This is a genomic window from Paraburkholderia sp., assembly GCF_035501035.1.
In the GTDB taxonomy this organism is placed as follows: Bacteria; Pseudomonadota; Gammaproteobacteria; order Burkholderiales; family Burkholderiaceae; genus Paraburkholderia.
On record NZ_DATJWR010000171.1, the window covers coordinates 1 to 9,452 of the forward strand.

Below are 9,452 nucleotides of genomic sequence, written 5' to 3' on the forward strand. Positions count from 1 at the left end.
AGGTTCGTGCCGGCGCGCACGAGATCGATATCCGACTTCGCCTGCGCGACGCGTGTACGCGCCGTCACGATCGTCGGCGATGTAGCAAGCGCGCGGGCGATGAGCGAATCGAGCTGCGGGTCGCCATACGCGCTCCACCACCTCTGCTCAGGCCAGTCGCTGCTCCTGTAATGAATGTCGTCTGCGAGCCGGATCTGTTCAGGCGCAATCGTGGTAAACGGCTTTTCATCGTGCCGGATCAGCGCACACGCCGAAAGCGCGCACACCAACGCTGCGGCAACACCGCAGCGCAGCCAGCGGCACAGAAACGGAACGGATGAGACGGTCATGCTTGCGATGCTCGTGTGATAAGGGTGGTATCGGCTGCAGCAGCGTTCCAGCCCGGCAACGTCGATACCTTGTCGAGCAAACTCCTCGCGCGCAGCAGCATCCGCTCATAGGCGCGTCGCGCCGCTTCGGGATGCAACTCCCCGTGCTCAACACCCCAGCGTGTCGCAAGCGCATCCACGGAAGCGGGAGCCGGTGCGCGCACGGCCTCCGGGCGCTCGGTCAGTTCGTGCGCGTAGCTTTCCAGCGATACGCTTGCCGTTTCCGCCAATGTCGTCGCAGCAAGTTGGACTTTAAGCTCGAGAACCGGCTGCGCCCGTCGTTCCGCGCCGAATGCGTCTGCTGCCAGCAGGATTTCGCGTGTCTGCGCGAGCATCGTCTGGACGTAAATCTGGAACTCCTCCTGCTGTCCTTCCCCCATTTGCCAGTTGGGTTCCAATGCAACGCGGGCGGCCATCGCCTCGCAATCTCCAAGTTCGGCCCATAGCGCCGCCGGAGTCGCCCTTTCGTCGTTCGGTTGCCGTAGCTGCGCCGCAAGCCGGCGCAGCAGCCGTGCGACGCGTTGACGGAGTGCCTCGCCCTCCGCCTCAGGCCACAACGATGCATGCACCACAGCCGAAATCGCCACGCCGATCAGGATACCGATCATCCGGTCCCGGATCTCAGTGAGGTTGGACGTCGGACCGAACTGCTCGAGCAGCGCAAGCGCGAACGTAAACATGAGCTGGGTGCCGACATAGCTGATCCGCTCCGATCCGGCAGTCAGCCATGAGCCGAGCGCGAGCACCGGCAACGACATCATCAGCAGACCGACAATCCCATCGATGCGCGGCACCACCCAGACCACCATGGCCAGCGCGAACATGCTGCCAAGCGCTGCGCCGCCCATGCGGAGGACCGAACGGCGACCCGTCGCACCAAGGCTCGGCTGTGCGACGATTAGTGCCGTTAGCATGATCGTATGAATGCCCTGCCAATCGGTTGCCAGATAAATAAGATACCCGAGCATCGCCGCAAACAGCGTCTTCAATGCGAATTGCCCGTATACCGGGTTCGAGAATGCGTCGGGCACGAGCAGGCGCTCCTTCTCCCGTTTCGATTCGACAGAGTCCGGCGCCGCTGACTGGTCGGCGAAGGCCTGCAGAGCGATTCGCATGTCCCGCAGCGCGCCCGGCATGCCCGCATCGGTCAGGTTCAATAGTGCATCGGGCAGGGTGAACGGCTCTCCCGTCCGGATCGCCTCGTCGAGGCGCTTGCACGCATCGCGCAGCGCCGGTGCAATGCCGGCCGGAATCGCCGCGGCGCCGCCTGGCAAATGCGCGGCTGCCGTGTACAAGCGCGAGACGGTGGCAACGCGCGCCAGATGAAACGCCTGGCGTTGCCGGTAGCCGGGGTCGCGCATCGTCGAGAAACGCAGCAGCTTTTGCAGTGTCAGCATGCCAGTCTGGACGTCGCGGGCGTTGAAGCCGCCCGCATCCGGCTCGCCGCGCTCAAGACCGCCCAGACGCGCGTCAACCGCCGCCAGTTGTCCCAGCATCGCTTTTTCGAGCTGCTGCGCCGGCTCGGCGGGCAGACACACGGTGTTGATTAGCAGGGTGACCGCGATGGCGTAACTCTCCGCGACCCAAACCCACAGCGAAACGCGAACGAGTGCTTCGGCCTGGTCGGTCATGTCGACGAACGACTGTAGATAGATGACGAAGATGCCGACCAGGAAGAATGCGGCGCCGATCTTTGTGACGCGCGTCATGTAAACGCTGATGAAAAACAGCGCCGCCGAAAGCAGGATTCTCAGCAGCGGATAATCGTACGTCAGCTTGAACACCAGAATCGCGCTGCCGATCCCCAGCGTCCCTCCAAGCATGAACATCACGCCAACGAGCCGCGTCATCACGACGTTCGATTGCGTCACAAAGAACACGACGACTAACGACAGCGCCAGAAACGGCACCTGCAGCGCCATCGAGGCAGTAATCACGATCGCGCTCGCCAGTACGCAGCGGAGCATGACATTTGCCCGCCCCGGGTAAGCGCGGACCTCGTCGCCCAGAAAGCGGGCAAATCGCAGGAAACCGCCCGGGAGATAGTCGGTCGCGTCCATGAGTGCCTTCATCGCGCCGGTGCTGCCTCGTTGTCGCGCTCGAGTGTTGCGACCGCCGAGGTGCCGATGCGGAACAACCCGGGATCGGGATTGTTCACCGCGATCTTGACGGGGAAGCGTTGCGATACGTGGACCCAATTGATGCTGCGCTGGACCCGAGGAAGTCCCTCAAGCACCAAGCCGCCGTCGTCGGGCAACACGCCGTAGCCGACAGAATCGACAGCGCCGGTGAAGCGCTTGCCGGTATCGCTCATCAGATACACCGTTGCCGGTGTCCCTGCGCGCACGTTCTTCAACTCCGTTTCCCGGAAGTTGGCGACGACGTACCAATGCCGGGTATCGATGAACGTAAAGACGGGCTTCAACGCCGACGCGAACTGGCCCACCGTCGTGTGCAGCGAGACGACCCGACCGTCGAAGGGCGCCCGCACTTCGGTGAATTCAAGGTTCAATTCCGCAATCGCGATCTGCGCCTCGACTTCGGCGCGCTGGGCGACAAGCGCATCCACGCCGCTGATGGCCGCCCCAGCCTGCTGGGCCTGCAGCATCGCTGCATTGAGCTCTGCCTGCGCAGAGCGCTGCGCGGTACGCGCACGATCGACCTCCTCGGCCGATACGTAGCCTTGCGCCAGCAACGGCTCGGTGCGGCGCAGTGTGTCGGTGGCCTGACTGGCGACCGCGCGAGCCCGTTCGACCGCTGCTTTCACCGAGTCCGCGTTGTATTGCTGCGCGTTCACCGTACGCTGGGTCAACACGATCTGCTTGTTGAGCGTGTCGAGACGGGCTTGCGCCTGATTCAGTGCGGCCTGGTAAGGACGCGGATCGATCCGCAGCAGCAGATCGCCCTTCCTGACAGCCTGATTGTCGCGAACCGGCAACTCGACAATGCGGCCGCTGACCTCCGGCACGACGTTGATCGTATCGGCGTACACATAAGCGTCGTCGGTGCTTGGCGCGTGATCGAGCCGCCACAGGACGACGCAAAGCAATCCGATGGCGACCACGACAATCGCTGCGGCGGGAAGTCTGTTTGTGCGCCGTGACGCGCGAGCGGTGTCATTCATTTACGGTACGCGTCATTAGCGAGAAAAAAACACGAGCCACGCGGCCATGGCAATCAGTGCGCTGAGCGCTGGATAGCTAATAGCATGCGGTGCTAGCACAGACCGAGCTTCCGGCCTGCCAAGCACGAGATGGACGGCGACTGTTGACGCGACTCCTCCGACCACGCAAAACAGCCAGTCGGGAAAGGCAGCGCCGAACAGCGGGATCGACGGCGCAAATGCGCAGCCGCCGAGCACGAAACCCGCGACCGATAGCGATGCCAAACTTAAAACGTTCGATAAACTCATCTGGTTTCTGAGGCGTTGCGGCCATATTCGATGCTTGTAAGTAGGGTCGCGTCTTTTTCGGGGAGTCACGCTCAAGGCGCAGCGCTGAGCCATTCCGACCGTTTGGTGTTTTCGTTGTGAACTCGCAGGGACTTAAACCGGATAGTCGGCTGGACTCAGACGCGCCAGATCAACCGTTGCAGCGAAGCCATCAATGGCTTGGGTCAGGGTGTGTCGCGGACGTTAGGCAGTGCAGACGAGAGAATCATTGCGTCCCGGTTCAGTGGCACGGTTCGCCCGCGGGTAATTGGCTTGTAGATGGCGTCGCCCTTGCTGATATGGAGACCGGAGAGGGCGCAGCGGCCGGAGGTGCGCGCAAGTCCTGGCGACCACATCTGTTCTTCGTAGTTGCAAAGCGTCGGGTCGCGCCAGGAGAGCGCCACAAGCGAGTTGGATAACTGCTCCAGGACCGTCACGGTAAAGGTGCGAAGGTCCGCACCCCTTGACTGTCCATGGTGTGCGGGCCGGCAGGAACCGGGAGTGAGAGGATCGGGAGCGACCCAATTGGGATCTGGCGATGAGGAGGACCTGAAGAGATTCGCAACCGTCGCTGACCAGGGGTCGCGGCCCACCGGACCAGGCCACCCGTCTTTGGCAGGGCCCTGATCAGCCTGAACGGCGCGCGATGTCGCGCAATGGCGCACCGGTAACAGCACATTAGCGGAAGGGAAGGCAGCGTCATAATCTGGCGCGGGCCTGGTTGACACATCTTGTGGTTGGCGGTTCGGTCTCATCATCCTCACCTGAACGAAAAAGAATCGAAGCGGATATCGAACCTCGGGGCGCAGGCCACGTGCAAAAGCGCTGCGTCTCACTGGAGGCACACTGCGGTCAGATCCACGGTTCGCCGATATACGTTTCGTCCGAGCCAGGGAACGAATGTGTACTCCATATAGGCGTTGCTGCCGATAAATATCCAGTTGTGCAGAGTATTCGACACGGTAATTCCTTTGCGATGCACTGTAATACGGAAGAAGGTCAGGCATGACAGCGATGCGGACGACACTGGAGGCTGGCCAACATCGCGGTTCGCACTCGAAAGGGAAAGGTAGCGAACTGCTACTGACGTGTCCGTACTGCCGTCAAATGTGCGCCAATCGCGATGACTGAAGGCTAGGCCGCGCGGGGCAGAGAATCCATCCTACTGTGGGATGTGGCGATGCCTCTCCGGCGCTACTGGTTTATACGGCTGTATAACTCTTTCACGACGAGCGTTGGCCTGGACTGCGGAATCCGACGCCTACCACATTGGTGGCCGCGTCGCCTTCCCGTGCGTAACTCCGATGCCGATCTGCATTGCGTTAGCGTTCGAGGCGATCCGCGCCGCGTTGAGCGCGTCCGTGTCGAGAGGTAGACGAACGTATAGTTATCCATATTTCCGTTGCATGTCGCCGACCTCTCATCGCACCTACTCTCGTCACTACTGAAGCGGCTGTACGGGACCGGATAGCAGGCGGCTCGTTACCCGCAATCCAGGTCGACTGTAACTAGCGGCCACGCGCAACCGGATGCGAGAGTTGGACGCTCTCCCGCCGAACGGCTACCGGATTGTGAATAGTCATAGATTCGGGCTGGGCTTTCACGGGTCCCCGCCGCACGCCCGCGGAATACCTTACATGTGTGTAGAGCGGGCAGCCCGTCTCCTGATTGACCGCAGTCAGTCCTGTCGATTAAGGAATTTATGTGAAGAATCCAGAAGGTATCTTTTCAGACCTTAAAGTTCCTTAAAGTGGTCGATTTTGCCAGCTACATTGCGGGTCCCGCCGCCACGACAATTCTTTCAGATTTCGGTGCGACGATGATCAAAGTCGAGCCTCCTGGTACTGGCGACCCGTACCGCCGCCTGTTCTCAAACGACGTGGTCGCGAGGCCCGATGCCGAAGCATGAGCGCCAGATCCCACTGATTACCCAAACAGGACACAGAAATGACTGAACAACAATTGCTGGACCATGCCTATGCGATGCCGCTCGTGCGGCCGTCCTATCCAAAGCCGCCTTACTGGTTCCTGAATCGCGAGTTCGTCGTCATCACCTCCCGGACCGATCCGGCGGCGCTCGAGCGTGTCGTCCCGGCTGGATCTTGAGGAAGTCCGCCGCTCGCTGGATGCCCCCGGCTATCTTCTGAAGATGATGCCGCACGTCGACGGCTCGCTGCGCACCTGCGAACTGGTCCGCTACAAGGTGACGGACGTCGTCATGAAGGGCGCATGGTCGGGTCCCGCATCGCTGGAACTGCATCCGCATTGCTTCGCGCTGGTATCGGACTGCCAGTCCTCGAGGTGCTGTCGGCCATCCACATGGTCACCGATCTGACGCTCGGCGACGGCGAAGTCGTGCAGGACTACATGCAGCCTTACCGCACGCGCTAAGCCAGCCGGATGCGTACCCTCATTTCTGGAGAAGTGAATATGTCGAAGCAAGTCAAACGGGTCGCTATCATCGGCACCGGCGTCATCGGCGCAAGCTGGGCAGCGCTTTTCCTCGCGAAAGGGCTCGACGTGGTCGCGACGGACATCTCACCCGAAGCCGAAGGCCGGTTGCGCGCGTACATCGATGAGGTGTGGTCTGCACTCGAGACGCTCGGTCTCGCGGCGGGTGCATCGCGCTCGCGCCTCGCCTTCACGAGCGACCTGAAGGCAGCAGTGAGCGGCGCCGATCTTGTACAGGAGAACGGCCCTGAGCGCATCGACTTCAAGAAGGTGCTTTACAAGCAGCTCGACGAGATGTTGCCAGCGGAAACGCTGATTGCGTCGAGCTCGTCGGGGCTCACGATGAGCGAAATCCAGTCGGCCTGCGAGCATCACCCCGAGCGCTGCGTGATCGGGCACCCGTTCAACCCACCGCATCTGATTCCGCTGGTGAAGATCGTTGGCGGTGCGAAGACATCGCAAGACACGATCCAGCGCGTCACCGAATTCTACGCCGCGCTCGGCAAGCGCACGATCCGTCTGAACTCGCCCACGATTACACCGGAGCTGCGCGAGAAGGTCATTGCCGGCGTGCGTGAAGAAGCCGGCAGCCGGTCTACCGACGAGCTCGCGGCTCGCCGCGACGAAGTGCTGCTCGGCCTGCTCGCGTTGCGCGCCAAAGGCTGAAGCAGGGTTTCGATCTTCCTGTCATACCACCGGAAATTCCCCTCATGTCAGCGTTGCAAAATCTGTTTTACGAAAAGAAGGCGGGGATCGCCTATGGCACTCTCAACCGTCCGAATGCGCTGAGTGCGTTGAGCCGTGCGACGCTGGACGAACTGCGCTCTGTGATGGAAGACGCCCGCGACGATGCCGCCGTGCACGGTGTGATCGTCACCGGCGCAGGCGACAAGGCCTTTGTCGCGGGGGCCGACATCACCGAGATCGCCTCAGTCCCCGCGCTCGAAGCACGGGCATTCACCCGTATACAAACCCGTATCTGTCGCCTTTCGAGGAATTCCAGCGCTACAAGACGCATCCGGCGATCCGCGCGATTCTGGAAGGCGGCAAGCGCGTGTCGTACGGCGCGCGGGCGATCACGGCGGGCGGCCTGATGTCGCTGCCGAAGCCGGTGTTTCCGGGGGGCGCACTGGTGGGCGACGATGCCGGCTTTCTGAACGAATCGCGCATCAAGGGCTCGCATGCGGCGATCAAGACCGGCATGCTGGCCGCCGATGCCGCGTTCGATGCGGTGCAGGCAGGACGTCAGTCGGATGAGCTGGCTGGCGGCGGCCTCGGCAGCGGCGAGAACACACCAAGGTGCTGGCACCGCTTGCCGACAGGCTGAACGCGGCGTTGGGCGCGTCGCGGGCGGCAGTTGACGCGGGCTTCGTGCCGAATGATTATCAGGTCGGGCAGACCGGCAAGATCGTCGCGCGGCAACTGTATATCGCAGTGGGTATCTCCGGCGCGATCCAGCATCTGGCCGGCATGAAGGACTCAAAGGTGATCGTCGCGATCAACAAGGATCCGGAGGCGCCGATTTTCAGCGTAGCTGATTATGGTCCGGAGGGTGACCTGTTCGCGGTCGTGCCGGAACTGGTCGCAGCACTGGCTTAACCGCCGTCCCCGGCACACGGCATCGCTCCGGCTATGCCGTGTGCCGGGCAAACTGTCGGCGTTCACAGAGCAGACTATTTTTCTTCGTATAAAATTTAAGAATGCTAAAAATAAAAATTTGTTGATTTTCAGCCCTGGCACGCATTAGATCGATGTAGTTTTGATTAGTACTTCGAATTTGTGTTGTTGAAGAAATCGGAGCGATTTGCGGTGGTTTGACGTTTACGCGCAAAGCTCGGGTTAACCAGAATGTTAACTTCACTTCGAACTGCGTAGTTTCTCGATTTTTTGCCGGGAAGATGCGCAAGGACGAACGCAAGGCAAGCGAGCCCAAAGGGGCGTACCGCGTCAAGAACTGGCGGGAATACAACGCGGGCTTGACTGCGAGAGGCGACGTGACCATGTGGATTGATGAAATCGTACTGAGGCAGGTATCCGAGGCTGGCTTGGCCAGGCGCGGCCGACCGCGCGTCTACAGTGATGCGGCGATCCAGATGCTGCTCGGCCTCAAACAGGTTTTTCATCTGCCGCTGCGCGCTGTGCAGGGCGTCGCGTTCAGTCTGCGCAAACTCGCCTATCCGGGCTTGCCGGTGCCGAACTACACGACCTTGAGCCGTCGCGCACAGACCCTGAAGGTCGTACTGCCTACGCAGCGCCCCAATGATCCCTTGCACCTGGTGATCGACAGCACCGGACTGAAGGTCTACGGCGGAGGCGAGTGGAAGGTCCGCAAGCATGGATGGTCCAAACGTCGCACGTGGAGCAAGGCGCACCTGGCGATGGACGCGAACACGGGCCAGATCTCCGCCGCGCTGATGACCCATCAAGACGAAGGCGATGGCGAAGTTCTGCCTGATTTGCTCGACCAGATTCCCGCTGACGTGGCAATCGATACCATCGGCGGCGAGCGGTTCATCAGCTAACCGAGGCGAGCGCAGTGTATGTGGCATCGAACGAGCGGCCTCGGCGATGATTGCGGCGTCGCGGGCGTCTGTCTTCGCTTCACCGGGATGGAGGTCGGCAATGCGGCGCATCGCCAGTCCGGGCAGAGAGGCAACCAGAACGCCTTCATCGCGCGCGACGGCCACCGGCAATGCGCCAATGGTGGCGGGCTGGTCGACAACGAAGAGAAGGCGGCCATGGACCTTGAGTTCGGTGATGAGGGCGCGCAGTTTGGCCTCGTCGTTGGGGAGCGCCTTGTGTTGTATAGGCGCTTGCCATTCCGACCCAGCGCTACGGCGTGATGCTGGCCTTTACCGACGTCAACACCGATGAAGACATCGACGGCGTCATGTTGTTGGAATTCTTGCATGGAAGTTTGTGCAGATTGAACGAGTAGGCCTGCAACAACGGTGGCAAGTCTCGGCATCCACGTTACGGACGGCCTTGGAATATCCCAGCCGAGCCCCTATTAGCGACCCCACCCACCAGGCCCTGTGGGATCATGGACGACTGGGGGCAGAAATCATGCCGGGCCTGGCCGGCCAAAGCCTCGATTATCGAGGCGGGAAGATAGTAACGGGGGCTTCCATTTTGTCGGCGGCTGCCGGTGTTTTTGGCCCATTGCCGACTGGGGCAGCATAACAAAAAGCCCGCGACAGCCG

Annotated in this window: 7 protein-coding genes and 7 pseudogenes; 8 read left to right on the forward strand and 6 right to left on the reverse strand. The window is 61.3% G+C overall.

The genetic code is table 11. From position 1 onward, the window contains the following. The 5 genes and pseudogenes from VMJ11_RS11790 to VMJ11_RS11810 form a co-directional block, all read right to left on the reverse strand. Positions 1 to 329 (reverse strand): annotated as a pseudogene (locus VMJ11_RS11790) (multidrug resistance transporter); the annotation flags it as partial. Next, a complete protein-coding gene (locus VMJ11_RS11795) occupies positions 326 to 2,428 on the reverse strand; it encodes an FUSC family protein (protein WP_325619594.1) in 2,103 nt (700 codons plus the stop codon). The gene VMJ11_RS11795 and the pseudogene VMJ11_RS11790, both read right to left, overlap by 4 nt. An 8-nt stretch (positions 2,429 to 2,436) precedes the next feature. Then, complete coding sequence (mdtN, locus tag VMJ11_RS11800; RefSeq protein ID WP_325619595.1) at positions 2,437 to 3,492, reverse strand: multidrug transporter subunit MdtN; 1,056 nt, start codon at positions 3,490 to 3,492, stop codon at positions 2,437 to 2,439. Between the two features lie 15 nt (positions 3,493 to 3,507). After that, positions 3,508 to 3,780, reverse strand: coding sequence for a YtcA family lipoprotein (locus VMJ11_RS11805; RefSeq protein WP_325619596.1), 273 nt, complete (start codon positions 3,778 to 3,780; stop codon positions 3,508 to 3,510). A gap of 203 nt (positions 3,781 to 3,983) precedes the next feature. Beyond that, positions 3,984 to 4,805 carry a DUF3331 domain-containing protein gene (locus VMJ11_RS11810; protein ID WP_325619597.1) on the reverse strand — a complete coding sequence of 274 codons (822 nt, stop codon included), beginning with the start codon at positions 4,803 to 4,805 and terminating at the stop codon, positions 3,984 to 3,986. A 743-nt stretch (positions 4,806 to 5,548) separates the two neighbouring features. On the opposite strand from VMJ11_RS11810, the gene VMJ11_RS11815 reads away from it, so the two are divergent. The 8 genes and pseudogenes from VMJ11_RS11815 to VMJ11_RS11845 all read left to right on the forward strand — a co-directional run. Beyond that, a complete protein-coding gene (locus tag VMJ11_RS11815) occupies positions 5,549 to 5,707 on the forward strand; it encodes a CoA transferase (protein ID WP_325619598.1) in 159 nt (52 codons plus the stop codon). A gap of 38 nt (positions 5,708 to 5,745) precedes the next feature. Beyond that, entirely contained in the window at positions 5,746 to 5,904 is a 159-nt protein-coding gene (locus tag VMJ11_RS34460; RefSeq protein ID WP_414694372.1) for a hypothetical protein, read from the forward strand. After that, positions 5,894 to 6,189: pseudogene (locus tag VMJ11_RS11820) on the forward strand (acetoacetate decarboxylase family protein); the annotation flags it as partial. The gene VMJ11_RS34460 and the pseudogene VMJ11_RS11820, both read left to right, overlap by 11 nt. Positions 6,190 to 6,228: 39 nt before the next feature. Then, the gene (locus VMJ11_RS11825) at positions 6,229 to 6,915 is read left to right on the forward strand and encodes a 3-hydroxyacyl-CoA dehydrogenase family protein (protein ID WP_325619599.1); all 687 of its coding nucleotides are present in this window, start codon (positions 6,229 to 6,231) and stop codon (positions 6,913 to 6,915) included. A 44-nt stretch (positions 6,916 to 6,959) separates the two neighbouring features. After that, positions 6,960 to 7,172 (forward strand): annotated as a pseudogene (locus VMJ11_RS11830) (enoyl-CoA hydratase-related protein); the annotation flags it as partial. A gap of 41 nt (positions 7,173 to 7,213) precedes the next feature. Further along, positions 7,214 to 7,513 (forward strand): annotated as a pseudogene (locus VMJ11_RS11835) (NAD(P)/FAD-dependent oxidoreductase); the annotation flags it as partial. Then, a pseudogene (locus VMJ11_RS11840) lies at positions 7,514 to 7,848 on the forward strand (electron transfer flavoprotein subunit alpha/FixB family protein); the annotation flags it as partial. A gap of 299 nt (positions 7,849 to 8,147) precedes the next feature. Beyond that, positions 8,148 to 8,756 (forward strand): annotated as a pseudogene (locus VMJ11_RS11845) (IS5 family transposase); the annotation flags it as partial. On the opposite strand, the pseudogene VMJ11_RS11850 reads toward VMJ11_RS11845, so the two are convergent. After that, positions 8,697 to 9,160 (reverse strand): annotated as a pseudogene (locus VMJ11_RS11850) (IS110 family transposase); the annotation flags it as partial. The pseudogenes VMJ11_RS11845 and VMJ11_RS11850 overlap by 60 nt on opposite strands. Positions 9,161 to 9,452: the final 292 nt, after the last annotated feature.

Coding starts and splice junctions, on each gene's coding strand:
- VMJ11_RS34460 (WP_414694372.1), top strand. CDS start 5,746: ATGACTGAACAACAATTGCTGGACCATGCCTATGCGATGCCGCTCGTG.
- VMJ11_RS11795 (WP_325619594.1), bottom strand. CDS start 2,428: ATGGACGCGACCGACTATCTCCCGGGCGGTTTCCTGCGATTTGCCCGC.
- VMJ11_RS11805 (WP_325619596.1), bottom strand. CDS start 3,780: ATGAGTTTATCGAACGTTTTAAGTTTGGCATCGCTATCGGTCGCGGGT.
- VMJ11_RS11810 (WP_325619597.1), bottom strand. CDS start 4,805: ATGCCTGACCTTCTTCCGTATTACAGTGCATCGCAAAGGAATTACCGT.
- VMJ11_RS11825 (WP_325619599.1), top strand. CDS start 6,229: ATGTCGAAGCAAGTCAAACGGGTCGCTATCATCGGCACCGGCGTCATC.
- mdtN (WP_325619595.1), bottom strand. CDS start 3,492: ATGAATGACACCGCTCGCGCGTCACGGCGCACAAACAGACTTCCCGCC.